The organism is Bradyrhizobium sp. NBAIM01, assembly GCF_020194115.1.
Taxonomy (GTDB): Bacteria; Pseudomonadota; Alphaproteobacteria; order Rhizobiales; family Xanthobacteraceae; genus Bradyrhizobium; species Bradyrhizobium yuanmingense.
Genome location: NZ_JADYVU010000036.1, coordinates 1 through 419, shown reverse-complemented (window position 1 = coordinate 419; position 419 = coordinate 1). Strand labels below are relative to the sequence as shown.

The 419-nt window shown below is 58.7% G+C and carries 1 protein-coding gene; it reads right to left on the bottom strand.

What is annotated here, in order from left to right:
• A partial coding sequence (locus tag I6F31_RS36240) for an FAD-dependent oxidoreductase (protein ID WP_225187061.1) occupies window positions 1-419 on the bottom strand: 419 nt, incomplete at both ends.

Here is a 419-nt window from a genome sequence, read left to right as displayed (position 1 = left end):
TCGGTCATCACCGAAAAATCCACGGAACGCCCGTCAATACGTGGCGGAGTCCCGGTTTTCAGGCGACCGACACGCAACGGCAATTCCCGCAGACGTTTTGCCAGAGCAATCGACGGCGGGTCACCAGCGCGACCACCGGAATAGTTCTGCATGCCGATGTGGATAAGCCCACCCAGGAAAGTGCCGGTGGTCAGTACGACGGATTCTGCGAAGAAACGCAGGCCCATTTGAGTGACGACACCACGTACCTGGTCCTGTTCGACGATCAGGTCATCGGCTGCCTGCTGAAATATCCACAGGTTCGGCTGGTTTTCCAGGGTTTCACGTACCGCTGCCTTGTACAGGATACGGTCGGCCTGGGCACGGGTTGCACGCACGGCCGGGCCTTTGCGGCTGTTGAGCACACGAAATTGAATGCC